At 68.2% G+C, this 25,393-nt stretch carries 23 protein-coding genes and 1 tRNA gene; 4 read left to right on the plus strand and 20 right to left on the minus strand.

Annotation, left to right across the window (positions count from 1 at the left end; genetic code table 11):
• The first annotated feature begins 19 nt into the window (after positions 1 to 19).
• Positions 20 to 1,318, plus strand: coding sequence for an alpha/beta fold hydrolase (locus LR948_RS05055; protein ID WP_232752889.1), 1,299 nt, complete (start codon positions 20 to 22; stop codon positions 1,316 to 1,318).
• 226 nt (positions 1,319 to 1,544) lie between these two features.
• Here LR948_RS05055 and LR948_RS05060 read toward each other — a convergent pair whose 3' ends face one another.
• The 7 genes from LR948_RS05060 to LR948_RS05090 form a co-directional block, all read right to left on the minus strand.
• Positions 1,545 to 2,141, minus strand: a complete 597-nt coding sequence (locus tag LR948_RS05060; protein ID WP_232752890.1) for a hypothetical protein — start codon at positions 2,139 to 2,141, stop codon at positions 1,545 to 1,547.
• A gap of 283 nt (positions 2,142 to 2,424) precedes the next feature.
• On the minus strand, positions 2,425 to 2,766 hold the full coding sequence (locus tag LR948_RS05065; RefSeq protein WP_232752891.1) for a hypothetical protein: 342 nt from the start codon (positions 2,764 to 2,766) through the stop codon (positions 2,425 to 2,427).
• Positions 2,767 to 3,097: 331 nt separating this feature from the next.
• The gene (locus LR948_RS05070; protein WP_232752892.1) at positions 3,098 to 3,514 is read right to left on the minus strand and encodes a DUF1284 domain-containing protein; all 417 of its coding nucleotides are present in this window, start codon (positions 3,512 to 3,514) and stop codon (positions 3,098 to 3,100) included.
• Positions 3,511 to 4,098, minus strand: a complete 588-nt coding sequence (locus LR948_RS05075) for a biotin transporter BioY (protein WP_232752893.1) — start codon at positions 4,096 to 4,098, stop codon at positions 3,511 to 3,513. Before LR948_RS05075 ends, LR948_RS05070 begins: the two co-directional genes overlap by 4 nt.
• A 128-nt stretch (positions 4,099 to 4,226) precedes the next feature.
• Positions 4,227 to 4,877, minus strand: a complete 651-nt coding sequence (locus LR948_RS05080; protein WP_232752894.1) for a GntR family transcriptional regulator — start codon at positions 4,875 to 4,877, stop codon at positions 4,227 to 4,229.
• Between the two features lie 193 nt (positions 4,878 to 5,070).
• A tRNA-Asn gene (locus tag LR948_RS05085) sits at positions 5,071 to 5,145 on the minus strand.
• A 71-nt stretch (positions 5,146 to 5,216) separates the two neighbouring features.
• Entirely contained in the window at positions 5,217 to 6,137 is a 921-nt protein-coding gene (locus tag LR948_RS05090; RefSeq protein ID WP_232753177.1) for an MBL fold metallo-hydrolase, read from the minus strand.
• 53 nt (positions 6,138 to 6,190) lie between these two features.
• Between LR948_RS05090 and LR948_RS05095 the strand changes: the two genes are divergently transcribed.
• Positions 6,191 to 7,477, plus strand: a complete 1,287-nt coding sequence (locus tag LR948_RS05095; RefSeq protein WP_232752895.1) for an ATP-binding protein — start codon at positions 6,191 to 6,193, stop codon at positions 7,475 to 7,477.
• 117 nt (positions 7,478 to 7,594) lie between these two features.
• Positions 7,595 to 7,879, plus strand: a complete 285-nt coding sequence (locus tag LR948_RS05100; RefSeq protein ID WP_232752896.1) for a hypothetical protein — start codon at positions 7,595 to 7,597, stop codon at positions 7,877 to 7,879.
• A 135-nt stretch (positions 7,880 to 8,014) separates the two neighbouring features.
• Here the strand turns inward: LR948_RS05100 and LR948_RS05105 are convergent, their stop codons facing one another.
• The 9 genes from LR948_RS05105 to LR948_RS05145 all read right to left on the minus strand — a co-directional run bounded on the left by LR948_RS05105 (position 8,015) and on the right by LR948_RS05145 (position 18,933).
• Positions 8,015 to 10,228, minus strand: coding sequence for a PAS-domain containing protein (locus LR948_RS05105; protein ID WP_232752897.1), 2,214 nt, complete (start codon positions 10,226 to 10,228; stop codon positions 8,015 to 8,017).
• Positions 10,225 to 11,403: an FIST N-terminal domain-containing protein gene (locus tag LR948_RS05110; RefSeq protein ID WP_232752898.1), complete on the minus strand. Its 1,179-nt coding sequence runs from the start codon at positions 11,401 to 11,403 to the stop codon at positions 10,225 to 10,227. Before LR948_RS05110 ends, LR948_RS05105 begins: the two co-directional genes overlap by 4 nt.
• Before the next feature lie 28 nt (positions 11,404 to 11,431).
• Positions 11,432 to 12,133, minus strand: coding sequence for a response regulator (locus tag LR948_RS05115; protein ID WP_232752899.1), 702 nt, complete (start codon positions 12,131 to 12,133; stop codon positions 11,432 to 11,434).
• 151 nt (positions 12,134 to 12,284) lie between these two features.
• Positions 12,285 to 13,583 carry a branched-chain amino acid ABC transporter permease gene (locus LR948_RS05120; protein ID WP_232752900.1) on the minus strand — a complete coding sequence of 433 codons (1,299 nt, stop codon included), beginning with the start codon at positions 13,581 to 13,583 and terminating at the stop codon, positions 12,285 to 12,287.
• A complete protein-coding gene (locus LR948_RS05125; protein ID WP_232752901.1) occupies positions 13,580 to 14,590 on the minus strand; it encodes a branched-chain amino acid ABC transporter permease in 1,011 nt (336 codons plus the stop codon). The genes LR948_RS05120 and LR948_RS05125 overlap by 4 nt, the downstream gene beginning before the upstream one ends.
• Before the next feature lie 97 nt (positions 14,591 to 14,687).
• Positions 14,688 to 15,512: an ABC transporter ATP-binding protein gene (locus tag LR948_RS05130; protein WP_232752902.1), complete on the minus strand. Its 825-nt coding sequence runs from the start codon at positions 15,510 to 15,512 to the stop codon at positions 14,688 to 14,690.
• Positions 15,509 to 16,288, minus strand: a complete 780-nt coding sequence (locus LR948_RS05135; protein ID WP_232752903.1) for an ABC transporter ATP-binding protein — start codon at positions 16,286 to 16,288, stop codon at positions 15,509 to 15,511. The genes LR948_RS05130 and LR948_RS05135 overlap by 4 nt, the downstream gene beginning before the upstream one ends.
• A 107-nt stretch (positions 16,289 to 16,395) precedes the next feature.
• Positions 16,396 to 17,592 (minus strand): ABC transporter substrate-binding protein, encoded by a 1,197-nt coding sequence (locus LR948_RS05140; protein ID WP_232752904.1) that lies wholly within the window; start codon positions 17,590 to 17,592, stop codon positions 16,396 to 16,398.
• A gap of 339 nt (positions 17,593 to 17,931) precedes the next feature.
• Complete coding sequence (locus tag LR948_RS05145) at positions 17,932 to 18,933, minus strand: GlxA family transcriptional regulator (protein ID WP_232752905.1); 1,002 nt, start codon at positions 18,931 to 18,933, stop codon at positions 17,932 to 17,934.
• Between the two features lie 173 nt (positions 18,934 to 19,106).
• Here LR948_RS05145 and LR948_RS05150 point away from each other — a divergent pair, with 173 nt between their 5' ends.
• A complete protein-coding gene (locus LR948_RS05150) occupies positions 19,107 to 20,474 on the plus strand; it encodes a class II 3-deoxy-7-phosphoheptulonate synthase (protein ID WP_232752906.1) in 1,368 nt (455 codons plus the stop codon).
• 189 nt (positions 20,475 to 20,663) lie between these two features.
• Here the strand turns inward: LR948_RS05150 and LR948_RS05155 are convergent, their stop codons facing one another.
• Genes LR948_RS05155 through LR948_RS05170 form a run of 4 tightly spaced genes read right to left on the minus strand, consistent with a single transcriptional unit; the run spans position 20,664 to position 25,289 of the window.
• On the minus strand, positions 20,664 to 21,869 hold the full coding sequence (locus tag LR948_RS05155) for an MFS transporter (protein WP_232752907.1): 1,206 nt from the start codon (positions 21,867 to 21,869) through the stop codon (positions 20,664 to 20,666).
• Between the two features lie 16 nt (positions 21,870 to 21,885).
• Positions 21,886 to 23,376: a glucosylglycerol-phosphate synthase gene (gene ggpS, locus LR948_RS05160; protein WP_232752908.1), complete on the minus strand. Its 1,491-nt coding sequence runs from the start codon at positions 23,374 to 23,376 to the stop codon at positions 21,886 to 21,888.
• Positions 23,377 to 24,153: an HAD-IIB family hydrolase gene (locus LR948_RS05165; RefSeq protein WP_232752909.1), complete on the minus strand. Its 777-nt coding sequence runs from the start codon at positions 24,151 to 24,153 to the stop codon at positions 23,377 to 23,379. It lies immediately after the preceding gene.
• The gene (locus LR948_RS05170; protein ID WP_232752910.1) at positions 24,150 to 25,289 is read right to left on the minus strand and encodes an NAD(P)H-dependent glycerol-3-phosphate dehydrogenase; all 1,140 of its coding nucleotides are present in this window, start codon (positions 25,287 to 25,289) and stop codon (positions 24,150 to 24,152) included. The genes LR948_RS05165 and LR948_RS05170 overlap by 4 nt, the downstream gene beginning before the upstream one ends.
• Positions 25,290 to 25,393 lie beyond the last annotated feature (104 nt).

Here is a 25,393-nt window from a genome sequence, read left to right on the forward strand (position 1 = left end):
CCGAAGAAGGAGGACCCCCATGAAACGCCTGTTCTTTTCGCTCATTGCAGCCGCCGTCGTCGCGCCGCCCGTTGCCGCCGAGAACCCGATCGACCGGGTGCGGCCCGACGCCCCGGAGCGCGCGGCCTATGGCAGCTACCCGGTGGGCGTCGTCACGCGCAGCTTCACCGACACCGGCCGCGCGGATGTCATCGCCGCGCAGGAGGCCGAGGGCGAGATCCCCCGCGCCGACCGGACCCTGACCACGGAAATCTGGTATCCCGCCGCCGAGGGCACCGTCCCGGGCACGACCTATGAGACCGTGTTGCGCGACGGCGAGACGCCGGTGCGCCTCTCGGGCCGGGCGGCGCGCGATGCCGCACCCGCCTCGGGGTCCTTCCCGCTGGTGCTTATCTCGCACGGCTATCCCGGCAACCGCTTCCTGATGAGCCACCTGGGCGAAAACCTGTCGTCCAAGGGCTACGTGGTGGTCTCCACCGACCATCCCGACAGCACCTATGACGACATGGCGCTCTTTGCCTCGACCCTGGTCAACCGGCCGCTGGACCAGGCCTTCCTCTTCGATGCGCTGGCCGAAATGGAGGGCGAGATCGGCGCGATCATCGACGCCGAAAACGCCGGGCTCGTCGGCTACTCGATGGGCGGCTACGGCGCGCTGATCTTCGGCGGCGCCGGGCTGTCACAGACCGCCGTGACCCGCGAGGCGCCCGGGGCCTTCGTCGCACCCCGCGACCTCCTGGACCAGCACGCCGCAGGCAGCGAGAGCCACGCCGCTCTGATCGATCCGCGCGTCAAGGCGGTGATCGCCATCGGCCCCTGGGGGCGCAACCGCGATTTCTGGGACGCCGAGGGGCTCGCGGGCTTCGAGAAGCCGCTCCTGCTGGTCGCGGGCGACCAGGACGACGTCTCGGGCTACGATCACATCCGCAACATCTTCGAGGAGACCAGCGGCACCGACCGCTACCTCTTGAGCTTCGAGGGCGCGAACCACAACGCCGCCGCGCCGATGCCCGCGCCTGACAACGCCTGGGAGGTCTCCGAGACGCTGGGCTGGGCGCCCTTCGAGCATTACGCCGACGCGGTCTGGGACACGACGCGCATGAACAACGTGCTGCAGCATTTCGCGACCGCCTGGTTCGATCAGCACCTCAAGGGCGCGGAGGACGCGGGGCGGTTCTTTGACCTGGTGGAGAATTCCGAAGAGGGCGTCTGGTCGATGGGTGATGACGGCGCGCCGGACGCGGACCACAGCTACTGGGCGGGGTTCCCGGAGCGGACGGCCAAGGGCTTGCGGATGGAGGTCCGGCAGGCCGAGTGAGGGGAGTTTGCTTGGGTCTTTTGTGTGGCCTGGGGGCGGGCGATCTGTGGAGGTCGCCCGTTTTGCGGTGTGGGATTGGAATTGGAGGTCGTGCGCTGCCCCGAGGAACTGGAGAAGCGGGCCGGGGAAGAGCGTATGTCTCTCCAAGCTGTTGGAGAGTAACTTCCGCAATCTCTAGGCGAACAAAAACATGCACTCAGGCCGAGACGACATGTGTTTCCAGGCGCTAGTTGGCTCTGATCTTGTCAAAAAACACACCATGTTTCGGCTTCCAATCGGCCGTCATGGCGACATTTCCCAAGAGCATCCCCGCCTCCAGACTGAGCAAAGCCTCCTCGTTGATCACCTCGCCCTTGTTCCTCACGATGCTCGTGCGAACGACCATCACGGGATAGGTGCAACTGTCGATCACGAGGTTCCTCTTGCGGATTGGTCTGATCTCGAAGAATCCGCGGTCCACTTCTTTTCCGTCTATCAGGATGACGGTTGGTATCTTATACGTCCTGCCGCGCGCGCTGAGGTCCAGTGACTTTGCCTCTTCAGACATTTTCAACCGGGCACGGCTGCGCGCTGTCTTTCTGTCGACGGGTATGACGCCTTGCCAATAGGTCAGTGTCACTCTTAGCGTCGATCCATCAACCTTTGACACGCGTTTTTCTTCGAGCGTCCCATCGTTCATCACGCGGTTCGTCACCTCGAAAAACGGATTCGTGCGCGTCAATGTGAAATTATTGCCCTTGGACAGGTCAACACAGGCTGCGAAGGCGATTGAGGATGAAAAGATGGCTAAGAGAAAAGTGCCCAGTAAAGAATTACGAAACAAGGCATGATGTCCTTTTCTATCCGCTGCCAGTGCAGTCGGGGCTGATGTTGAACGTCTCTGCATGTGAGAAAATTTCAGCGCGAGACGAAAGGCAAGATAATTCCTTCACCGGGCTCTGAGCGGGTTTGCGACGCGAGGGCGCCCGCCTGCATGACGACGACCGCCACGGCCGGGGAGGCGTTTCAGGCGTGCGGGAACGCATCACGCAGGAGGCGTCCATCCGCCGGGTTTGTCACGGAAAACCGTTTCGGCACCGGCCAAGCTCCGGTGCCGAAGACACGGGTCAACGCAGCGCGTAGCGCTCGCCTTTCCAGGGGCCGGCGACATAGACGACGGAGGTCGCATTCGCCGCTTCGTCGAAATAGAAGCTGAAGGTCTGCCCGCTTTTGGCGTCGTTCAGATCCACCTGGCCGTTGGAATAAAGCGTATAGGTCCCTTGCTGGGAGGATCCGTTTCCGTGCCGGAAGCTGAAGGTTCCGTCGCCGCGGATCGTGAGCACGCTCCCAGCCACGAACTGCAGTGTGCCCTGGGACATGACCGAGGCGGCCTCTTGCCCGGACAGCCGGTCCGCATGAGCCAGCGTCGCCGAAAGCGAAAACAGGGTCGCCATAAAAATCAAACGCACGATATTTCCTTTCAATGATTGCAGTATTGGCCGGCGTTTTTTTTGAGATGAAAAGCCGGCCGGTCCACCTTGTCGCCACTTCGCGTGCCGATCAAGATTCATGTGCGCAATTTGCGATATTTCCGGAATTTGGAATTTTGGGAAGGGCAGGCGTTATGGTCTCGGAAATTGTGGTTGATCATTTTCGGCAAGTAGTCGTGGCTCGGACAAGGACCCGTGCCGCTGTCCCCAGCAAAAGGTCTTTCAGCGGCGGTTGGGCGCCTTAAAGCGGGTGCCAACACCTCACCCGAGGCCCAAACCCGCTGCCGCCACCTAGCTCAACACGCCACCCTCAGAGCCGCGCCCCCGCATACCGCTCTGCCGCGACCGAGCCGCAGAGCGAGGCCCATTCGCATCCCGTGCAGGCCGACCTCACGCGCTTGGCGGCGAAAGCGTCGCGCAGCGCGGTGAGCGCCGCCGCATCCAGGACCAGCCGCGCGCCCGGCCTGATGGTCAACCCCAGGAGCCCGCCGACCTCCTCCGAGGCGGCATGATCCCGGGCGCGCACGCTGTCGCGGTGGCAATGCGCCTCCTCTCCGCCGAGCAGGGGCGCGCAAATGTCGTCGGGGCCGGTGACGATCTCGATTTCCTCGCCCGCGCCGATCCGGGCGATGACCTCGGCCATATTCGCGGTGAAGGCAGGGGAATATCCCCTGCCCACATGGGTGAGAACGCACAACAGGTGGTGCGGACGCAGCCGGACCGTCATGCGCCGGACCGCGTCATCCGGCCTGCGATCAGTTTCAGCACCATCGCGCCGAGCGCGGATTTCAGGACGGCGCCCAGCAGGAAGGGAACGACGCCCGCCATGATGGCCTGTTCGACCCCGATGAGGACTGCCAGCCAGGCCGCGCCGAGACCCAGGCAGACCAAGTTGCTGATGAGCATGCCGAGGAAGGCCAGCCCGACGCGTTTACCGCTCCAGCCGCGTTCGGCGAGCCAGCCCACGATCATGCCGGCGATGGGGAAGGCAAAAAGATAGCCGCCGGTGGGCCCGACGAAGTGCTGCGCGCCCGCGGCGCCGCCGGCGAGGACCGGCAGGCCCAGGGCGCCCTCGATCAGCCAGGCACTGATCGTGACGCCGCCGAGCCGCCATCCGTAGAGCGCGCCGATGAGCGCGACCGCGAAGGTCTGCATGGTCACCGGCACCGGGACCATGGGCACCTCGATGTAAGACGAGAGCGCGAGGAACATCGTGCCGAGGATCACCGCGCCGATCTGCCAGGGGAGCGAGCGGTTGTGCAGGTCGAGGGGCGCGCGGGCGATTGCGGAGAGGGCGGGTGACGGGCTCATGGAGGCGTCCTTTCTAAATAATAGATAGAATCTTGGTTTGATACTTAATGATTGCCGCGCGCATGCACGGAAGGCAAGGCCACCCGGCAAAGGCGCGGCCCTGCAATCAAGATTTGGCCTGGAATTGGTTACCGCGCCGGTGTGCGCATCGCCTGCGGGCGCGCCTGCGCCTCGGTCTTCCCGACGTGCTGCGCGAGAAGCGCTGCGGCCCGGTCGATGTTGCCGGCGCGCAGCGCCACGAGGATCGCGCGGTGGTCGCGGTCGGTGGGCGTTTCCCAGTCGGCGCTCCAGCGCGCGAAGAGGATGCGCGCGCTCGCCAGGTGCAGATCGTCGATCGTCCGCAACAGGCGCGGCATGCCGCAGGGCGTCAGGATCGCCCGGTGAAACCTGCGGTTCTCGGCCTCCCAGCCGTAGACGTCTCCGGCGCAATCCCCTGCACGCGTTGCCTCTTCCGCCTCATCGAGAATGGCCGGCGTCAGATGCGGCGCGGCATTGCGCAGCGCCAGAACTTCGAGGGAGGCCCGCATCTGGGCGACCTCCCGGATTTCCTCGGCGCCGAAAGCCGCCACCCGCACGCCCCGGCGCGGCTCGCTCTCGACCAGCCCCTGGGCTTCGAGCCGCCGGAAGGCTTCCCTGACCGGCACATGGCTGGTGCTGAACTCCAGAGCGATGTGATCCTGCCGTAGCCGCGCCCCCGCGGCGAGCTGCCCGGAGACGATGCGCTGCGCCAGCTCGCGCGTGATGCGCGCCGCGTGGGATTCAGATTTGGTGTCCGCCATAGATTATAGATAATCGAGGGCGGGGCGGAGGTCTAGGTGGGGAATCGCGGCGCGTGGGTTGCGGCGCGCGTGGACGCGGCAACATGGTTTGCGATCACCGGCGCAACGCATGCGCACTATTTTCGCAGAACGCACCCGTAACGGTGGGAGACAATCTCCACCCGCGAGCGGTTTCAGTAGCTAAGGGAAGTTTTGGCTCCGGCGGTAGGGATCGAACCTACGACCAATTGATTAACAGTCAACTGCTCTACCGCTGAGCTACGCCGGAACACTGGGAGGGCGTATAACAACGCCGATTCAGGGCGTCCAGAGGGTCCGGCAAATTTTTTGCCGGAAATTTCACCGCGGCTCGAAGATCGCCTCGGCGCCCAGGGGACCGCGCGGGCGCGCTTGGGATTTCTCATGCATGTCAATGAGATGCGCGAGGACATTGCGGGCGGCCGCGGGCAGGAGAGCCTCGGGCACATCGGTGTAGATGCGTGCCGCGAGCTGGCGGGCGCTGCCGGGGGCCTCCTCCAGGGCGGCGCGGATCTGGGCGTGGCGGGCGCGGCGGTGGGCGGCGAGCTCCTCCAGCCGAGCGCGCGGCGCGGTCACGGGCGCGCCATGGCCCGAATGCAGGACCGCCCAGTCGCGCGCGGCCAAGCGGTCGAGCGAGGTCAGGAAGGCCGTCAGGTCTCCGTCCGGCGGTGAGACAAGCGAGGTCGCCCAGCTCATCACCAGGTCGCCGACGAAGAGCGTGTCGCCAAGCGCGAAGGAGAGGTGGTTGCCGGTGTGGCCGGGGGTGTGCAGCACCTCGAGCGCCTGGGGCAGGTCTCCGGCGGTGATCTGCTCGCCGTCGGTCAGCAGGCGGTCGGGCGCAAACCCGAGGTCCTGGCCCTCGCCGCCGCCAATCGCGCCCTCGGTGGCGAGGCGCTGCATGACCGCGCTGCGGCCGGCCTCGGCGGTGCCGAAGGCCAGGACCTCGGCGCCGGTCTCGCGCTTGAGGGCGGGCACCCCGGCGGAATGGTCGAGATGCGCATGGGTCACCAGGATCCGCGTGATCCGGCCGCCCGCGGGCACCGCCGCCAGGATCGCCTGCAGATGCGCGGGGTCTTCGGGGCCGGGGTCGATCACCGCGATCTCGCGCTCGCCCAGGAGGTAGGTATTGGTGCCCCGGAAGGTCATCGGCGAGGCATTCGGCGCGAGGATCCGCGCCATCCCGGGGCCAAGCGTCTCGGGCACGCCCGGGCGGGGCGCGAAATCTGGGTCGGGATCGGTCAGGGGAGGCTCCTTTCGCGATGGCTCCTGGGGCGGACCTGCGCTAGCACTATGGCATGTCCTTCGACTGGCTGAAACGCTACATGCCCCGCGGTCTTTACGGCCGGGCCTTCCTGATCCTGGTCCTGCCGGTGGTGACACTGCAGCTGGTGGTCTCGGTGGTCTTCATCCAGCGGCATTTCGAAGGGGTGACCCGGCAGCTCACCGAAGAGGTCGCCCAGGCGCTGAACGTCGCGATGATCTATGACACCGGCTTCCGGCGCGCGCTGCTGCAGTTCGAGTTCCGCCCGATCACCGAAGAGGAGATCCCCGCCGAGACCGACCGGCGCTGGTACGACTTCTCGGCCATCGTGGTGGTCGACGAGCTTATGCAGAGGGTGCGCGGCATCCGGCACGTGCAGGTGCCCGACGACACCGATGTCTTCGTCTACCTCAAGCACGGCGAGCAGTTCTACAAGGTGCGCTTCGCGCGGACCCGGGCCTCGGCCTCGAACCCGCACCAGCTTCTGGTGAACATGGTGGTCTTCGGGGTGCTGATGACCGCTATTGCCTATCTTTACCTGCGCAACCAGCTCAGGCCGATCACGCGGCTCGCGGATGCGGCCCAGGCATTCGGGCGCGGGCGGCATCTGCCCTACAGCCCGGCGGGCGCCAACGAGGTGCGGATCGCGGGCCATGCCTTCCTCGACATGCGGGCCCGGATCGAGCGGCAGATCGAACAGCGCACCATGATGCTCTCGGGCGTGAGCCACGACCTGCGCACGCCGCTGACCCGGATGAAGCTGGGGCTGTCGCTTCTCGACGACGAGGACCGCGCGCCGCTCGAGGAGGACGTGCAGGAGATGGAGCGGCTGATCGATGCCTTCCTCGAGTTCGCCCGCGGCGACGCCGAGGCGGGCCCGGCGGAGCCGACCGACCCGGTGGCGCTGGTGACACGCATCGTCGAGGACGCGCAGCGCGCGGGCACGGCGGTCAGCCTCGGCCCTCTCGAGGGGCAGGGCGAGGTTCCCTTGCGCCCGGTGGCGCTGCGCCGCGCGCTCGAGAACCTGATCGGCAACGCGGTGCGCTACGGCACCCGCTGCGAGGTCAGCCTGCGGCTCAGCCGCAACGCCCTCAGGCTGCGGGTCGAGGATGACGGGCCGGGCATCGCGCCCGAGGACCGCGAGGATGCGCTGCGGCCCTTCGTGCGGCTCGATCCGGCGCGCAACCAGAACCGCGGCTCCGGCGTGGGGCTGGGGCTGGCCATTGCCGCGGACATCGCGCGGGCGCATGGCGGGGTTCTGCGGCTGGGGCGCAGCGACCGGCTGGGCGGGCTTTCGGCGGATATCGTCATCGCGCGCTGATCGGCTCAATTGCGCCCAATCGCCATGCTCCTGCCCCGATCGCGCCATCCCGCCGCCCGGGCCGGCATGGCATTCGGGGCCTCTCGTTAATCCATGCCTGATCACTCGGAGGCCCGCATGACCGTTCGTATCGCATCCCTCGCCGCATTGGCCCTGGCGCTTGCCGCCGCGCCGCTCCAGGCCCAGGTCCAGAAGCCCAGGGCCACGGCGCCCGAGGCGCAAGGCGCGTCGGTGACGCCGCCCGCGAGCTATGAGGGGCAGTGGTTCACCACGCCCGACGGCTGCACCTACAGCCGCGCCGGCGCGCCGGGGCAGGCGCCGATCTGGATCATCGTCAAGAACCCGCGCCATATCGGCAAACCCAACGCGCATCGCGGCTGCCAGGCGATGCTGCAGGGGTAGGGCGCGGAGAGCGCCCTCGGGGTTGGGGGTTGCGCATTGGCGGGACGTCCGGTGGCCCGTTGCTTCGTTGGGGCTTGCCGTAAAACCTCGACGGTCCTGCAAACCTGATCCGCGGACCTCGGGCCCAGGCCCCGCTTACGGCAGACTCTGCGCCGCCTCGGTCAGGAAGGCGCCGAGTCGCCCTCGGTCGAGCGGTTTCAACATCCGCTCGACGCCCTGCGCCTCGCAGGCGCGCGCCACCGTCTCGGAGCGATCGGCGGTCAGGATCAGCGCCGGGCGCGGCCCGAAGCGGCGTGTCAGCTCGGAGAGAAGCTCGGTGCCCGTCAGCCCGGCCCCGAGCTGGTAGTCCAGCACCATGACATCCGGCGTGATGCCCAGGTCCTCGATCAGCGCCAGCGCCGCCTCGGCGGTATCGGCGTCGATCACGTCGACGCCCCAGCTTTCCATCAGAAGCTGGATCGCCCGGCGCAGCTCGGGTTCGTTCTCGACCAGAAGGACGATCAGCCCGCTGCGGCCCAGGTCCACCCGGTCGCGGCGCGGCGGCGGGATCTTCAGCGCCTTGGCGCGGCCCGCCACGGGCACGCTGACCCGGAAGCAGGAGCCGCGCCCGACCTCGGACCAGAGCCCGAGGGGATGGCCCAGCCGGGCGCAGGCGCGCTCCACGATGGCGAGGCCCAGGCCCAGCCCGTCGTTGCGGCTGGCGGTGGCGTCGAGGCGGTGGAACTCCTCGAAGATGCTGTCCTGGTCGTCCTCGGCGATGCCGGGGCCGCTGTCGTGCACCTCGATGCGCAGGGCGTTGCCCTGGCGGCGGGCGCCGATCAGCACCCGGCCCCTGTCGGTGTAGCGGATCGCGTTGGCGGCGAGGTTCTGGATGATCCGCCGCAGGTAGGTCGGATCGCTTTCCACCGTGACCCCGCAGGGCACGATGCGGAAATCGAGGCCCTTTTCGGCGGCCAGCACCTCCATCTCGTCGCGCAGGGGGCCGAAGACCTCGTTCAGCGCCACGGGGCGGATGTCGAAACGCTGCTTGTCGCTGTCGAGCCGCGAGATGTCGAGGAGCGCGTCGATCAGCCCGACGGCGCTCTTGATCGCGGAGCCCGCCTTGTTCAGCACCTGGCGGTCGGTTTCCTCGGGCAGCCGGTCGGCGAGCGAGGCGATGAAGAGCTCGGCGGCAGACAGCGGCTGCAACAGGTCGTGCGAGGCCGCGGCGACAAAGCGGTTCTTCGAGGCATTGGCCCGTTCGGCGGCCGAGAGCGCGTCTTCCAGTTCCAGCGTGCGCTCCATCACCCGCTGTTCCAGCATCTCGTTGATCTCGAAGAGCCGCTGCGCCGCCTCGCGTTCGGCGGTGACATCGGTGACCGAGACCAGGAAGCCGCCGTCGGGCAGGCCGCTGCCGAAGACATGCAGCACGTCGCGCCGCCCGTGGCGGACCTCGAAGTCGATCTCCTCGCTCTTGTGGCGGGCGGCGGCCCAGGCGCGGAAGGTGGCGCGGTCGACCCCGCCCAGGAAGTCGAAGGCATGGCCGAGCTGGCCGATGATGGCGTCGAAGGTCACGCCCAGTTGCATCAGCCGCGCGGGCACCGACAGAAGCGTGCCGATGCGCCGGTTCCAGCCCAGGAGCCGCCCGGCCTCGTCGAAGATCGCCACGCCCTGGTTTATGTGGTCGAGCGTCGCCTGGATCATCCGGGTCTGGGCGCTTTCGAGCCGCGCGCGCTCCTGCCGTTCGATGCGCACGAGGTCGGTCACATCGGTCTGCAGGACCACCGTGCCGCCCTTGGAGGTGCGCTGTTCGGAGACCTGCAGCCAGCGATCATGGGTCAGCTCGACGTTGAACATGACGTTGCGGTCGGCGTGGCGCGCAAGCCGGCGCACCCGCCAGCCCTCGGGGCTGTCGCTCTCGGGCAGGGCGAGGCAGCGGCTCTGGGCGATATGGTCGATGTAATCGACAAAGGACATGCCGCGGGTCAGCCGGGGCGCCACGTCGCGGAAATCCCGGCAGAAGCGCGAGTTGAACATCACCAGCCGGTCGTCGGGATCAAAAAGGGCAAAGCCCTCCTGCACGGTCTCGATGGCATCGGCGAGGTCGCGGCGGGCGTCCTGCGCCTCGGCATTGGCGCGGGCGAGCTGGGCGTTGGATTCCTGCAGAAGGTCCAGCGTGCGCTCGAGCTCCTCGGTGCGCTGGCGCACCCGCTTTTCCAGAAGCGCCGCGCGTTCGAACTGCGCATAGGCCGCGCCCGACTGCGCGGTCTGGTTCTCGATCCGACGCATCAGCGCATCGGCGATATGCAGGAGCTTCTCGTTCTGGCGCTCGACGGAATCGGCGGGGTTGATCAGCGAGGCCGAGCTCATCGCCCGGACCCGGCGGGATAGAAGGCGACGCCGGTCAGGGTCTGGTTCACATGCATCGCGCCCACCTGTTCGCCGTAGGTCGAGAAGCCGGTGACGTTGTGGCGGCGCAGGATGTCCGAGATGGTGCGCGCCTTCTGGCTCTGCTCGGCCTCGATGCGACGCAGGATGCAGTCGCAGGCGAGGATCTGCACCGGGGCGAAATCCTCCTGCATGTCGCCGAGCCGCGCGTCGAGATGGGCGGCGATGTCGTCGTGATCGGCCAGCGTGAGCACCATGCCCTCGTTGATGGCGGAGAAGAAGACCAGCTCGCCCGCGTCGTTCACGCGCTGGATCGCGCGGACGTGGTGGCTGTCGCCCAGCCGCACGACCACCGGATGCGCCGCGAAGGTGAAGGGATCGAGCTGGTGCGGGTCCTTGCCCAGGAGCCGCGCGTATTCCTGCGCGGCCGGTTCGGCGTTGATCTCGGTGACGATGCGCTCTTCGGGCCGGGCGCCGGTCACCACCATGCGGGTGTCGGTGGGTTGGAGGTGGTCGAGGGTGAAGACCTTGACCTGCGCGCGCGAGCGGATGAGCGCGGCCACGGCGGCGTTGCGCCGCTCGGCCCCGTCGAAATAGAGACGCGTCTCGGAGAACCGCGCGCCATCGCCCGAGGAGCCGCCGAAGAGCGGCATGGAGCCGAGCCCGGTCGCCAGGAGCGAGGCCAGCCGTTCCTCGGCGAGCGACAGCCCGTCGACCATGAGGAAGGCGAACTCCGACCAGCCCTTGGGTGCTGCGGCGCCAAGCGCCAGCCGGGTCTGGATCACCTTGTCGATGAGTGGCTGGTCTTTCACGCCGCCCAAGTCGGGGATCTTCACCAGCTGCACCCGGAAGTCGGCCTCGCCGAAACCGGCGGCCACGATCTGCCCGGTCTCGTAGCCCGCCCGGCCGATCTCTCCGGCGGTGGTGCAGGCCATGATCTGGGCGTGCGGGTAGCGTTCCTCGATCCGCTTCATCAAGGGGCCGAAGGCGGCCTCGGGCGAGACGAAGAGGCAGATCAGCGCGAAGGGGCCGGGCCCCAGCGCCTCGGCGATGCCGGCCGCGGCCTCGGGGTCGCGCGCGGCGACCTGGGCCGTCCGCAGGACCGGGCCCGCGGCTCGCGCGTCGTCGCGATCAGAGCTGTCGATGGCTCCGTCCAAGCTGGAAGTCCTCCCTCGAGGGGCGAGGTTATTGGGCCTCCTCGCCGCTTGGCAAGACCTGGTTGAAGCTTGCCTTCTGGGCGATGAGCACGGCCTGTGTGCGGCTGTGCACGCCGAGCTTGCGCATGATCGCGGTGACATGCGCCTTGACCGTCGTCTCGGCGATCGAGAGCTCATAGGCGATCTGCTTGTTGAGCTTGCCCTCGCAGATCAGCGCGAGGATGCGGGCCTGCTGGTTGGTCAGCGTGGCCAGCCGTTCGACCGCGTCGAGGGGGCCGGTCTCCGAGGGGCCGCCCTCGGGGTCGATATAGCCGTCGGGCAGGTAATCCTCGCCGCGGGCGACGGTCTCATAGGCGCGGGCGAAGACCGCCCGCTGGGAATGTTTCGGCACAAAGCCGTTGGCCCCGGCCTTCAGGGCATGGCTGATCATCCGGTTGTCGGCCATGGAGGAGGCGATCAGGATCGCCGCCTCGGGCACCGCCTTGCGCAGCCGGACCAGCCCGTCGAGCCCGTTCACATCCGGCAGGTTGAGGTCGAGCACGACAAAATCCGCGCCCTCGCTGTCGATCTTGCCCAGGGCCTCCTGCAGGGTGCCAGCGGTGGCGACGCTGTCGAAATCGCTGATCGAGGTCAGCGTGAGCGTCAGCGCGTCGCAGAACAGCGGGTGATCGTCGACCACCAGCGCCCGGGTGAAACGCGGCGGTCCCTGGTCATGCATGGCTTGGATCATGGCGTGACGCACTTCTCCTTCGCATCCCTCTGGCAAAAGCCTACGCGCGGCCCGCGCGTCCTGTCACCTGCCGAAAGGTCTTAGCCTTACGCGGGCAGGGCAGGTCGCGCGGGGCGCGGGGGGCTGCCCGCGTGTCGGGCAGGCGCGTGCCTCAGCGTTCGGGCAGCAGCCCGCGCGGGCTGAAGCGCAGCACCAGGAGCAGGATCACCCCCATGGTCAGGAGCCGCATGTGCTGCACGCTGTCCAGGAGGTGCCGCTTCAGCTCGCCCTCGGCCATGCCCGAGGTCACCAGCCCCATGATCGCCTGGCCCAGGGGCTCGACCTGCACCCAGGCGAACCAGATGAAGAAGCCACCCAGCACCGCGCCCAGGTTGTTGCCCGAGCCGCCGACGATCACCATGACCCAGATCAGGAAGGTGTAGCGCAGCGGCTGGTAGGAGGTCGGCGTCAGCTGGCCGTCGAGCGTGGTCATCATCGCGCCTGCGATGCCGCAGATAGCCGAGCCCAGGATGAAGACCTGCAGGTGCCGCCCGGTGACGTTCTTGCCCATGGCCCGCGCCGCGGTCTCGTTGTCGCGGATCGCCCGCATCATCCGGCCCCAGGGGCTTTTCAGCGCGAGCTGTGCAAGGATCAGCACGATGACCAGCACCACGGTGAAGAGGAGCGCATAGCCCGCCTTGACCCAGAGCGTCGATGCGGTGGTCGGATCGAGCCCGAAGCCCGCCGCGCGCTCCACGAAGGCCGGGTCGGCCTGCAGGTCGATCTCGTACGGGACCGGGCGCGGCAGGCCGTTCACGTTCTTCACCCCGCGCGCCATCCAGTCCTCGTTCTTGAGGATCGCGATGACGATCTCGGCGATGCCCAGCGTTGCGATGGCCAGGTAGTCCGAGCGCAGGCCAAGCGCGGTCTTGCCGATGATCCAGGCCGCGCCCGCGGCCAGGAGCCCGCCGACCGGCCAGGCCAGCAGGACCGGCAGGCCCAGCCCGCCGAGGTAGCCCGAGGTCGCCGCGTCCACGGCCTCCACGGCCTCGACGCCGGCGTCGAAGACCGCGCGGTAGAGGAAGAAACCCACGAGCAGGATCGCCGCGACGATCCAGCCGCGCATCTTTCCCGAGGTCCGCCGCCAGGCCAGGACCGCCGCCACCACCGAGGCCGCGCCAAGCGCGAGGCCCGCGAGGATGCGCAGCCCGCCGGCCTGCCAGGCCGCGCCCACGGGCGGCATGGAGGTCAGCACCACCGCCAGCCCGCCAAGCGCCACGAAGCCCATGACGCCCACGTTGAAGAGTCCGGCAAAGCCCCATTGCAGGTTGACCCCCAGCGCCATGAGCGCGCTGACGAGCCCCATGTTCAGGATCAGAAGCGCCGAGTTCCAGCTTTGCAGAACCCCGGTGCCGAGGATCAGAAGCGCCACCAGCGCGAAGAGCGAAACAGCCCGCAGCCTGTCGGTCATACCGCTTTCCCCCTGAAAAGACCCGTCGGGCGGAAGAGCAGGACGATCACCAGGATCACGAAGCTCACCGCGAATTTGTAGTCGGTGGACAGAAGCTGCACGAGGCCCTCGGGCGCGAGGCTCTCGGGCAGGGAATATTCCAGCACCTTCTTCCAGGCATAGGTGATCGCCACCTCCGAGAAGGCGATGACGAAGCCGCCCGCGATGGCGCCGAGCGGCGAGCCGAGCCCGCCAACAATGGCGGCGGCGAAGATCGGCAGCAGCAGCTGGAAGTAGGTGAAGGGCTTGTAGCTCTTGTCGAGCCCGTAAAGCACCCCCGCGATGGTCGCCAGCGCGGCGACGATCAGCCAGGTCACCCGGACCACCCGCTCGGGGTCGATGCCCGACAGGAGCGCCAGGTCCTCGTTGTCGGAATAGGCCCGCATCGACTTGCCGGTGCGCGTGCGGTTCAGGAACCAGAACAGAAGCGCCACGACGATCACCGCGGTCACCAGCGTGATGCCCTGGGTGGTGCGGATCGCCAGGCCCTCCTCGAGGCCGGTCATCTCCTTGAAGTCGCGCGCGCTGATGATGAAGCGCTCGCCGTCGGCGAAGCGCTGGTCGTCTGGGCCGAGGATAATCCGCGTGATGCCGTTGTAGATGAACATCACCCCGATGGAGACGATCACCAGGATCACCGGCACCACCTTTTGGGCGCGGTAGAAGCGGAAGACCACCCGGTCGGTGGCGAGCACCAGCGCCGCGCAGGCCGCGATGCCCACCGGGATCGCCAGGAGCGCCGTCGGCAGCGGCCCGAGCGAGACGCCCATGGACTGCAGCCCCCAGGTCGCGATGATCGTGGCCATGGTGCCGAAGGCCATGGTGTCGCCATGGGCGAAGTTGGAAAACCGCAGGATGCCGTAGACCATGGTGACCCCCAGCGCCCCGATGGCCAGCTGGCTGCCGTAGGCGATGGCCGGGATCAGCACGAAGTTCGAAAGCGCCACGAAGGCGTTCAGAAGATCCATCAGCAGAAGCCCCCCGTGCGGGCCGCTCCGGGCGCCATGCGCGCCGGGCCTCCCGTCGTTGTGTCGTGATATGTCATGCCGCGTGCCATGCCCTGCATCATCCGCCCAGGAAGGAGGCGCGCACCTCCGGGTCTTCGAGAAGCTCGCGGCCGGTGCCGGTATGGGCGTTGCGGCCCTGGACCAGCACGTAGCCCTTGTCGGCGATGGCCAGCGCCTGGCGGGCGTTCTGTTCGACCATGAGGATCGGGATGCCGGTGCGGGCGACCTCGATGATCCGGTCGAAAAGCTCGTCCATGACGATCGGCGAGACGCCGGCGGTGGGCTCGTCGAGCATCAGCACCTTGGGCTTGGTCATCAGCGCCCGGCCCACGGCCACCTGCTGGCGCTGGCCGCCCGAGAGCTCGCCCGCCGCCTGGCGGCGCTTTTCCTTCAGGATCGGGAAGAGGTCGTAGACCTGCGCCATGGTGTCCGAGAAATCGTCGGTGCGGATGAAGGCGCCCATCTCGAGGTTCTCCTCCACCGTCATCGAGGTGAAGATGTTCGAGGTCTGGGGCACGAAGCCCATGCCCTTCAGCACCCGATCCTGGGGGCTGAGCTGGGTGATCTCCTCGCCGTCGAGCCGCACCGCGCCCTCGCGCAGGTTCAGCATGCCGAATACGGCCTTCATCGCGGTCGACTTGCCGGCGCCGTTGGGACCGACGATCACCGCGATCTCGCCGCGCTCCACGGCGATGGTGCAGGAATGCAGGATGTCGGCGCCGCGGCCGTAACCGCCGGTCATCGCCTCGCCGATCAGGAAGGGGCCCTCGGGGGCGGGGCGGGCCTTGCCGCCGGCGGGCACCGGGTCGCCCGAGCGCGCCGCCGGTTCGCGCCCGATCGAGCGGTCCTTGTTGCCGCGGCCGGAATAGGCGCTGTCGCTCATCCCGCGGTCTCCTTGTTCTTGAGCCCGGTGCCGAGATAGGCCTCGATCACCTCGTCGTTGGCCTTGATCTCCGCGATGGTGCCGCGGGCCAGGACCTTGCCCTCGGCCATGACGATCACCGGGTCGCAAAGACGGCCGATGAAATCCATGTCGTGTTCGATCATGCAGAAGGTGTAGCCGCGCTCTTCGTTCAGCCGCTTGATCGCGTCGCCGATGGTATTGAGCAGCGTGCGGTTCACCCCGGCGCCGACCTCGTCGAGAAAGACCACCTTGGCGTCGACCATCATGGTGCGGCCCAGCTCGAGCAGCTTCTTCTGACCGCCCGAGAGATTGCCGGCCTTCTCGTCCTTGAGATGGCTGATGGTCAGGAAGTCCAGGACCTCGTCGGCCTTCTTCAGAAGCGCGGCCTCTTCCTGGGCGATGCGCCCGCGCCCGAACCAGGCGTTCCAGAGCGTCTCGCCCGACTGGGCGCCCGGGACCATCATCAGGTTCTCGCGGCACGACATGGAGGAGAACTCATGCGCGATCTGGAAGGTGCGCAACAGGCCCTTGTGGAACAGTTCGTGCGGCGCCAGCCCGGTGATGTCTTCACCGTCCATGAAGACCGACCCGCTGGTCGGCGGCAGCGCGCCCGCAATGACGTTGAACAGCGTCGACTTGCCGGCCCCGTTCGGCCCGACGAGGCCGGTGATCGACCCCGTGGCGATCTCGAGAGAGGCGCCGTCGACGGCCCGGAATCCGCCGAAATGGCGGTGGAGGTTCTCGACCCGGATCACTGGAATATCCCTTCGATGCGCCGGCTTCTTTGGCCGGCTGATCCGGCCTTTTAACGAAAACGGCCCGGGATGGAACCCCCGGGCCGCCTGTTAGCGCAACACCACGATCAGCGGTAGCCGACCACCTTCAGCTCGCCGCCTTCGACGGTGTATTCGGCATAGGAGCCGGCCGCTTCGCCCGAGCCCACCAGCTCGACGCCCGAGGCGCCCTGGTAGTCGATCTCGCCGCCGTCGGCGATGATCTGGAGGGCCTTCTGCAGCTCGCCCGGCAGGATCGGCTCGCCGGGGGCGTTGGCGATGTCCATGATCGCGCCCGAATATTCGGTCGAGTCGGTCGAGCCCGAGGCCGCCATGGCCAGCAGGATCAGCGCCGCCGCGTCATAGCTCTCGCCCGCGTAGACCGAGGTGCCGTCGATGCCGGCTTCGGCTGCCATCTCGGCGAAGAGGGCGCCGCCCTCGTTCTCGCTGCCCGGCGCGGTGCCGAAGGAGCCGTCGATGTCGCTGCCGAAGGCATCGGTCAGCGCGTCGCCGATCATCCCGTCGCCGAAGGCGAAGGTGTCGAAGGCGCCGGTGTCGAGCGCGCCCTGGATGACGCCCGCGCCACCCTGATCGACGTAGCCCAGCACGACCAGCGCATCGCCGCCCGCGGAGGCCAGCGCGCCGACCTCGGCCGAGTAGTCGGCCTTGCCGTCCTCATGCGCGGCGACCAGGGTCACCTCGCCGCCGGTCTCCTCGAAGGCGGCCGAGAAGGCATCGGCGAAGCCCTTGCCGTAGTCGTTGTTGGTATAGGTCACGGCGACCGAGGAGATGCCCTTTTCGTTCAGCACGTTGGCCAGCACCTGGCCCTGGCGCGCGTCGGAGGGCGCGGTGCGGAAGAACAACCCGTTGTCCTCGGCCGAGGACAGCGCCGGCGAGGTCGCGGCGGGCGAGATCATCACCACGCCGTTCGGCACGGCGACGTTGGCCAGGACGGCGGTGGTCACGCCCGAGCAGTCGGCGCCCATGATGCCCATGACGCCTTCCGAGGTGATCATGCGCTCGGCCGCGGCGGTGGCCGCTGCCGCGTCGACGCAGGTCGCATCGCCGCGCACCGGGGTCACCGAGGCGCCGCCCAGGAAGTTCTCGTTGCCGGTCACTTCACCCACGGCCAGTTCCGCGCCGGAACCCATGGCGGGCGTCAGGCTTTCGATCGGGCCGGTGAAGCTGAGCAGGATGCCGAGGCGCACGTCGCTCGCGTGGCTTTCGGCGAAGGCGGCCCCCGCGGTCAGAGCGGAGGCGGCGGTCGCCATAAGCAGTTTTTTCATAATGGTCTCCCTGTGTTCGGATCTCAGTCCTGGGGCGAGGTTAGGCGCGGGTTTTGGAAAAGGAAAGGGTGACATTGCGGTGACGCAAGCGGCGCTGCGGCGGGCCGGGCAGGGGGCTCGGGCAGGGCGAGGCAGCGACGTCACGCGGGCTCGCTTGCGCGTCGGGCGCGGGGCGGTTGGTGGTGCGATTGCGCTGGATCTCTGGCCTATGCGCGAGGGCGTTTGGCCCGTCTCAGGCGGGCTTTCAGGCTCAAATCGCGCGGCGTGTAGAGACGCTCACGGCCTCCTCGGAGACACCGGGCGTTAAGCCGCTCTCACCCAATCCAAATAGAGCCCCCGCTACTTCGCCCGCGTCTCGGCGTGGCTGCCGCGCTCGCGGTAAGGCGTGGTGCGGTAATGCGAGCGGTAGCACTTGGAGAAATGCGACGGCGAGGTGAAGCCGCAGGCCAGGGCCACGTTGATCACCGTCATGTCGGTCTGCATCAGGAGGTTCCGCGCCTTCTGCAGCCGCAGCTCCATGTAATACCGCTTCGGGCTGCGGTTGAGGTAGCGGCGGAACAGCCGTTCGAGCTGCCGGGTCGACATGCCCACGTCGCGCGCCAGCGCCGCCGGGCTGATCGGCTCCTCGATATTGGCCTCCATCATGCGGATGACCTCGGCGAGCTTGGGGTGGCGCACGCCGATCCGGGTCGGCACCGAGAGCCGCTGCACGTCCTGGTCGGTGCGGATCGCCGAGTAGATCAGCTGATCGGCGACCGCATTGGCGAGCCCCTCGCCGTAGTCGTCGGCCAGGAGCTTCAGCATCAGGTCGAGCGAGGCGGTGCCCCCGGCGGTGGTGAAGCGGTTGCCGTCGACCGCGAAGACCGCCTTGGTCAGCGTCACCTCGTCGAACTCCTCGGCGAAACTGTCCTGGTTCTCCCAGTGGATCGTCGCGCGCTTGCCGTCGAGCAGCCCCGCGCGCGCCAGCACATGCGCCGCGGTGCAGAGCCCGCCGATGCGGTGGCCGTTCCGGGCCTCGCGGCGCAGCCAGTTCAACAGCGGCTTGGTGGTGCCCGCCTGGATGTCGAGCCCGCCGCAGACCACCACGGTGTCGTCGCGGCCCAGCTGGCCCAGGTCGCCGTCGAGTTCGAAGGTGGTGCCGGCCGAACAGGTGATCTTGCCGCCGCCCTCGCCGAGGATCGCCCAGCTGTACAGGGTCTCTCCGGCCATGCGGTTGGCCAGCCGCAGCGTCTCGAGCGCGGCGGCAAAGGAGATCAGCGTGAAATTGGGCAGAAGCACAAAGACGAAATGCTTGCGCCGCGCCTCTCCTGCGCCGGCGGTGACCGCTGCATCCTGCGTCATCGGATCCTCCCTCGCGCGACTCAAATCCGCCCGATCCGCCCAGAGTCCCGAACCGAGCACCGGCGTCAAGCGACGGGGGAAAAATCGGGGAAATGGGTTATGGCGCCGGGCCCTGCGATGGGCTACACCCGGACCCCGACGCGCGGGCAAGCGCGGCAGACTGGAGAGATGCGATGAGTGATTGGCAGAAAAACACGTGGCGGCAGAAGCCTCGGGTGCAAATGCCGGATTATACCGACGCGGCAGAACTGAGCGCCGTCGAGGCGCAGCTTTCGAAGTATCCGCCGCTGGTCTTTGCGGGCGAGAGCCGTGCGCTGAAGCGCCAGCTCGGTGCGGCCGGCCGGGGCGAGGCCTTCCTGTTGCAGGGCGGCGACTGCGCCGAGGCCTTCGACCAGTTCTCGGCCGATGCGATCCGCGACACCTTCAAGGTGATGCTGCAGATGGCCATGGTGCTGACCTATGGCGCCAAGGTGCCGGTGGTGAAGGTCGGCCGGATGGCGGGCCAGTTCGCCAAGCCCCGCTCGGCCCCGACCGAGACGGTGGACGGCCAGGAGCTGCCCTCCTACCGCGGCGACATCATCAACGACCTGGCCTTCACGCCTGAGGCGCGGACGCCCAACCCGCAGAAGATGCTGCAGGGCTACACCCAGGCGGCGGCGACGCTGAACCTCCTGCGCGCCTTCTCGACGGGCGGTTACGCGGACATCCACCAGGTGCACCAGTGGACGCTTGGCTTCATCGAGAGCGAGAAGGCCGCGCGCTACCGCGACATGGCCAACCGCATCTCGGACACGCTGGACTTCATGAAGGCGGCGGGCCTCGAGAGCGAGAGCAACCACAACCTCAAGACCGTGGACTTCTACACCAGCCACGAGTCGCTCCTGCTGGAATACGAAGAGGCGCTTTGCCGTCTTGATTCCACCTCGGGCAAATGGCTCGCGGGCTCGGGCCACATGATCTGGATCGGCGACCGCACGCGGCAGCCGGACGGCGCGCATGTGGAGTTCGCCCGTGGCGTGTTGAATCCGATCGGGCTGAAGTGCGGGCCGACCACCGACCCCGAGGACCTCAAGGTGCTGATGCGCAAGCTCAACCCCGAAAACGAGGAGGGCAAGCTGACCCTCATCGCGCGCTTCGGCGCGGGCAAGGTGGGCGAGAAGCTGCCGCCGCTCGTCCAGGCGGTGCGCGAGGAAGGCGCCAAGGTGACCTGGGTCTGCGACCCGATGCATGGCAACACCATCAAGTCGCCCTCGGGCTACAAGACCCGGCCCTTCGACGCGGTGCTGCGCGAGGTCCGCGACTTCTTCGCGGTGCACAAGGCCGAGGGCTCGATCCCCGGCGGCGTGCACTTCGAGATGACCGGCCAGGACGTGACCGAATGCACCGGCGGGGTGCATGCGATCTCCGACGAGAACCTCTCGGACCGCTACCACACCGCCTGCGACCCGCGCCTGAACGCGACGCAATCGCTGGAGCTGGCCTTCCTCGTCGCCGAGGAGCTGACCGCTCACCGCGAGACCCGCGCGGCCGAGGCGAGCTGATCGAGACCACCGCCGGGCGGGGCCGTTTGCGCCTCGCCCGGGGGGCTTTCCGGCGGGCTGGGGCCGTCGTGCCGCGCCCGGTTGGGCAGAACGCGCGGTGAGGCCGCGCCGCCGTTTCTCACCCCGAACAGCTTTGAGTGATCTGAACCGCGACGCGGGGCGCATGGCCGTGTGCGACCTCTGAGCGGCTCACCTCTGCTTCGGGGCCGCCCCGCGCATCACCCGGACCGTCACGCCCAGCGCCAGCAGGCAGGCCAGGCCCACGCCCGCGTAAACCCCCAGGATCGCGGAGATTTCCGGCTGGCTCATCCGGTCGACCCCGCCGGTCCCGAACGAGGCCACCCAGAGCGAGGCCGCGAAGATCAGCCGCCCGACCAGCGCCTGGATCGACAGGTAGGTGGCCCGCGCCTCGCCCTTGAGCCGCGGCTGGATCGCCGCCAGGAGGAAGGGCCGCGAGAAGGCATCGGGCACCATCCGCAGGGCCAGCGCCAGGATCGCCAGCGCCGAGGCGCTGAGCGCCAGTACCGCGACCAGCGCCACCTGCATGGCAAAAGCCAGGACCAGCATGGGTCCGAGCCCGATCCGCGCCCGCAGCCCCGGCGCCGCCAGCGAGGCCAGAAGCGAGACCGCCATCATCACCGCCGTGATCCCGCCCGAGACCAGCGGCGCATCGGCGGCTAGGCCCAAGGGCTCCAGCGCCTCGAGGATGAAGGGCTGGCCGAAGATGAAGGGCAGGTGGCTGAAGCCATACATCAGCACCGCCAGCGCGAAGAGCCAGAGCAGCACCCGGTCGCGCAGCGCCTGGCCCAGGGCGCCCAGCTGCGAGAGCTGCACCTCGCCCGAGCTGCGGATGCGCTGCGGCTCGGTGAAGGACAGCGCCAGTCCCAGCGCCACCGCCGAGGAGAGCGCCGAGAGCCAGAACGGCAGGGGCAGGCTCCAGAGCGCCGCGGCCCCGCCCAGGGGCGCCGCCACCAGGAGGGCGGCGAAGGAGAAGCGCCAGGCGCGCAGCTCCTCGGCCTCGATGCGCTCGGTCTCGCCGGTCTCGGCGAGGCTCTCATAGAGAAACGCGCTGTCGGTGCCCGAGGTGAAGGCCATGCCCGCGCCCAGAAGCGCCTGGCCCAGCGCGAAGACCCAGAAGGCCCCGCCAAGCGCCAGGAGCACCGAGCCCGCCACCAGCGCAAGCGCCGAAGCGATCAGCGTCACCCGCCGCCCGAGCCGGTCGGACATGGCGCCCGAGGGCACTTCGACCAGCGTGCTCGAGAGGTCATAGACCGCGTAAAGCAGGATCGCCTGCGCCGGGGTCAGCGCCTCCTGGAAATACAGAAACCAGGTCGCCTGCCAGAACAGCAGGTTCTGGGCGGCGCGAAACCAGGGATAGCGCGCGACATTGCCCATGGCCCCTCGCGGCGGCTCAGCCCTCCGCCGCGAAATCCTCGGGCGAGAGCAGCGCGAGCTGATCCTGCGCCCAGCGGGCGGTGTTGTAGGTCCAGACCTTGCGGCGCGCTTCGGTCATGCGGCTCTTGCGGTTCTCGGCGCTCATGTTCAGCGCCGTCTCGATGGCGTGGTCCATGTTCTTGTTGCTGTAGGGATTGGTCAGGATCGCCGAGCCCAGCTCGATCGCGGCCCCGGCAAACTCCGACAGGACCAGCACCCCGTCCTCGTCGTCGCGGGCGGCGGCGAACTCCTTGCAGACCAGGTTCATCCCGTCGGCGAGCGGCGTGATCCAGGCCACGTCCGCGGCGCGGTAATAGGCGACCAGCTCCTCGAAGGGGATGGCGCGCGAGATCAGCGCCACCGGCGTCGAGGTGAAGGTGCCGAAGCGCCCGTTGATGCGGCCCGCGATCTGTTCGATCTCCTGCTGGATATCGGCATAGACCTTCATGTTGCGGTTGGCCGAGACCGAGACATGCAGAAGCCGCGTGGTGCCGCGCAGGTGCTCGTGTTTCTCCAGGAGCCGCTCGTAGGTCAGAAGCTGCTCGGCCCCGCCCTTGGTGTAATCGGTGCGCCCGACCGACAGGATCAGCCGGTCGCCGCCCAGCTCCTCCTTGATGGCCTTGGCGCGGGCCTTGGTCTCGTCGGACTTGGTGACCCGGGCGATGTAATCGGTGTCGACGCCGACCGGCGTGACGCCCAGCTTGACCGCGCGGTCCTCGGTCTGGATCTGCACCGGCTGGGTGCGGTCCGAGAGCGCCGAGCCCTCGGAGATGAAATCCTCCGAGACCTTCACCCGCGGCACCTCGCCCACGTCGCGCAGCGAGCGCACCACCGAGACGAAGTTCGAGGCGTAACGCGGGATGTGGAAGCCCACCACGTCGCAGGCCAGGAGCGAGTCGATGATCTCGCCGCGCCAGGGCAGCACGTTGAAGATGTCCGCCGCCGGGAAGGGCGTGTGGTGGAAGAAGGAGATGCGCAGGTCGGGGCGCATCTTGCGCAGGTAGCCCGGCACCAGCCAGAGGTTGTAGTCATGCACCCAGATCGCGGCGTTCTTGGCGGCCTCGGCGGCGGCGGCCTCGGCAAAGGCCTGGTTCACCTTGCGGAAGGTGCCCCAGTCCACCGGGTCGTAGTTATACTTCTCCTTGAAGCCGTGCAGGATCGGCCAGAAGGCCTCCTTCGAGGTGACATGGTAGAAGCTCGAGACGTCCGAGGCGGTCAGCGGCAGCCGCGAGACGGTGTATTTGCCGAAGCTGTCCTCGATCTGGACGACGCGCTCGAAGCCCGGGTCGGTGACGTCCTCGGCCTCTTTCCAGGCCACCCAGGCGGCGTTCTCGACGCGGCCGAAGAAGCTTTTCAGCGTCGGCACGATGCCGTTGGGGCTCTTGTTCTCCTTGAAGACGGTTTTGCCGTTCTCGACCACCTCCTCGTAGGGTTGGCGGTGATAGACGATGACCAGATCGCTTCCCATTCAGACGCCCTCCGGGACAGGATGGAGTTCAAGTGCGGCGACGGCCTCGAGGATGCCGCCCGCGCCCACGGCTTCGGCCTTGTGCACATGCGGCAGATGCGCCACCCGTTCGAGCAGCGCCGCCTCGGACCCGCCGACGGCCACGGCGGGCAGGCCGCATTCCAGCATCGAGGCATCGTTGAGCGTGTCGCCCGCCGCCAAGACCCGGGCCGCGTCCAGCGCCATGGCGCTGGCGAAGCGTTGGAGCGAGGGGCCTTTCGAGACCCCGGCGGGCAGCACGTCGAAATAGCGGTTGTCCGAGATCAGCCAGTCGAGGCCCAGCGCCTCGACGCGCGCCTTGGCGCTGTCATCGAAGGTCTCGGGGTCGAGGTCGTAGCTCACCCGGTGGCGGAAGCCCGTGGGCTGCAGCCTCAGCCCCGGGTGACCGTCGAGCGTGGCGCGCACCCGCTCGCCGGCGTCGCCCCAAGCGGCGGTGATCTCGGTTTCGAGCTCGGGGATCGGGGTAATCTCGCGGCCCTCGACCTTCGCGATGGTCGTGCCGACGTCGCCGATCACATATTCCGGCCAGGGCACGCCGCCGTCGCAAAGCTCGACGATGAACCCCGGGTCGCGGCCGGTGACGAAGACCAGGCCGATGGTCTCGCGGTGGGCCTCGATCCAGTCGTAGAGCCGGCGCCGGTCGGCCTGGCTGCCGCCCAGGAAGGTGCCGTCGAGATCGGTCGCCAGCACGAAGCGGCGCGCGTCGAGCGGGGTGGTGATCGCGGGCCTCTGGCTCATTGGGCGGGATCCCTTCTTGCCTTGGGGTGGACCAGTTCGATCGAGAGCGCCCGCGGCTCGGATTCGAGCGGCCGGGCCCAGAGGTCGGTGAAGCTTTCGTCCAGCGCCGCGCCCTCGTGCAGGATCGCGTGCACCGTCTCGCAGATCGGCATATGCACCCCGATCCGCCGCGCCAGGTCCACGACCGAGATGGCGTTGACCTCGCCCTCGACCACGACCTTCTTGCCGTCGAAACACTCCGAGCGCGCCTTGCCCTGGCCGAGCTGCACGCCCAGCGACATGTTGCGCGAGGTGGTGGACGAGCAGGTCAGCGTCAGGTCGCCCGCGCCCGAAAGCCCGGTGATCGTCTCGCGGCGGCCGCCCAGCGCCTCGGCGAGGAACTTCATCTCGTCCATGCCGCGGGCGATCAGCGCCGCGCGGGTGTTCTCGGCGAAACCCGCGCCGGTCATCATCCCGCAGGCGATGGCGATCACGTTCTTCACCGCGCCGCCGATCTCCACGCCCACGAGGTCGTCCGAGATATAAGGCCGGAAGGCCGAGGAGGACATCGAGACCGAGAGCCGCGCGGCGGGGCTGTCCTCGGGGCGGAGTCGGTCGGTGTAGCGGAACTCGAAGGCGATGGTCGCGGCGGTCGGATGGCCCAGCACCGTCTCCTTGGCGAAGGTCGGGCCCGACAGCGCGCCGACCGGATGGCCCGGCAACTCTTCCTCGACCAGGTGGCTCAGGAGGTAGCCGGTGCCCTGTTCGATGCCCTTGCAACACAGCACCAGCGGCACGCCCTGGGGCAGATAGGGCCGCAGCTCGGCGCAGACCTTGCGCAACGTCCGCGAGGGGGTGACCAGCAGGACCGCCTCGCTGTGCTCGAGCGCGGCGGGCAGGTCGGTCAGGGCCAGGATGCCCTCGGGCAGATGCGCGTCCGGCAGGTGGCGGGTGTTCACCCGGGTCTCGTTGATGTCGCGGGCAAGATCCGCGCGCCGGCCCCAGAGCCGCACCTCGCGGCCGGCGGAGGCGGCGACGGCGGCCAGGGCGGTGCCCCAGGCCCCCATGCCGATCACCGTGATCCGGTCGTAGGGGCGGGCCGATCTGCGGATGCGTCCGTCTGTGTCGCTGCGAAGGGTCAGGGTCTGTCCGTCCATGCTCGGGGCCTGGGGCCTCTGGTTGTTTGCGTTGATCCTGCGGGCCGCGAAGGGCCGCGCCTAGGAAAAAGGCTAGGGGGTGCGGCGGAATCGTCCAGACCGCG

The organism is Roseivivax sp. GX 12232 (assembly GCF_021272185.1).
Classification (GTDB): Bacteria; Pseudomonadota; Alphaproteobacteria; order Rhodobacterales; family Rhodobacteraceae; genus Roseivivax.

Bases quoted from the DNA above. Each gene is read 5' to 3' on its own strand.
- LR948_RS05055 (WP_232752889.1), top strand. From the start codon at position 20: ATGAAACGCCTGTTCTTTTCGCTCATTGCAGCCGCCGTCGTCGCGCCG.
- LR948_RS05155 (WP_232752907.1), bottom strand. From the start codon at position 21,869: ATGGGCAATGTCGCGCGCTATCCCTGGTTTCGCGCCGCCCAGAACCTG.
- LR948_RS05130 (WP_232752902.1), bottom strand. From the start codon at position 15,512: ATGAGCGACAGCGCCTATTCCGGCCGCGGCAACAAGGACCGCTCGATC.
- LR948_RS05105 (WP_232752897.1), bottom strand. From the start codon at position 10,228: ATGAGCTCGGCCTCGCTGATCAACCCCGCCGATTCCGTCGAGCGCCAG.
- LR948_RS05140 (WP_232752904.1), bottom strand. From the start codon at position 17,592: ATGAAAAAACTGCTTATGGCGACCGCCGCCTCCGCTCTGACCGCGGGG.
- LR948_RS05115 (WP_232752899.1), bottom strand. From the start codon at position 12,133: ATGATCCAAGCCATGCATGACCAGGGACCGCCGCGTTTCACCCGGGCG.
- LR948_RS05125 (WP_232752901.1), bottom strand. From the start codon at position 14,590: ATGGATCTTCTGAACGCCTTCGTGGCGCTTTCGAACTTCGTGCTGATC.
- LR948_RS05150 (WP_232752906.1), top strand. From the start codon at position 19,107: ATGAGTGATTGGCAGAAAAACACGTGGCGGCAGAAGCCTCGGGTGCAA.
- LR948_RS05080 (WP_232752894.1), bottom strand. From the start codon at position 4,877: ATGGCGGACACCAAATCTGAATCCCACGCGGCGCGCATCACGCGCGAG.
- LR948_RS05120 (WP_232752900.1), bottom strand. From the start codon at position 13,583: ATGACCGACAGGCTGCGGGCTGTTTCGCTCTTCGCGCTGGTGGCGCTT.
- LR948_RS05070 (WP_232752892.1), bottom strand. From the start codon at position 3,514: ATGACGGTCCGGCTGCGTCCGCACCACCTGTTGTGCGTTCTCACCCAT.
- LR948_RS05145 (WP_232752905.1), bottom strand. From the start codon at position 18,933: ATGACGCAGGATGCAGCGGTCACCGCCGGCGCAGGAGAGGCGCGGCGC.
- LR948_RS05165 (WP_232752909.1), bottom strand. From the start codon at position 24,153: ATGAGCCAGAGGCCCGCGATCACCACCCCGCTCGACGCGCGCCGCTTC.
- ggpS (WP_232752908.1), bottom strand. From the start codon at position 23,376: ATGGGAAGCGATCTGGTCATCGTCTATCACCGCCAACCCTACGAGGAG.
- LR948_RS05170 (WP_232752910.1), bottom strand. From the start codon at position 25,289: ATGGACGGACAGACCCTGACCCTTCGCAGCGACACAGACGGACGCATC.
- LR948_RS05095 (WP_232752895.1), top strand. From the start codon at position 6,191: ATGTCCTTCGACTGGCTGAAACGCTACATGCCCCGCGGTCTTTACGGC.
- LR948_RS05100 (WP_232752896.1), top strand. From the start codon at position 7,595: ATGACCGTTCGTATCGCATCCCTCGCCGCATTGGCCCTGGCGCTTGCC.
- LR948_RS05075 (WP_232752893.1), bottom strand. From the start codon at position 4,098: ATGAGCCCGTCACCCGCCCTCTCCGCAATCGCCCGCGCGCCCCTCGAC.